A 267-nucleotide genomic window follows, 5' to 3' on the forward strand; every position below is an offset into this window, starting at 1 on the left:
ATAAGTGGCTTTCAGATATGAATCTCTATGGATCTCACGCATTCGCTGTTGGTAGTACGGGCAGGCTTTCTTTTTACATTTGAAAATCTCGAACCCTTCCCGGGTTTTGATTTTCTCCAGTGCCCCCCATACAGTGCGGGCAACGAATAAGACGAGGCTTCTGTGATTCTTTTCCAGGAACATGAGTGTGATGACACACCTTACAATACCGCTGGCCTATCTGTTTATTGTTTAAGTACAAATAAGAATCAGGCGCATGGCAGCGTG

1 protein-coding gene is annotated in these 267 nt (G+C 44.9%); it reads right to left on the minus strand.

Annotated features, from left to right (window positions below):
* Positions 1-183: hypothetical protein (locus tag ACYQ4S_RS12670; RefSeq protein ID WP_459771539.1), on the minus strand; the 183-nt coding region annotated here is incomplete at its 3' end.
* Positions 184-267: the final 84 nt, after the last annotated feature.

The sequence above is a fragment of the Alkalibacterium sp. s-m-28 genome, assembly GCF_054658175.1.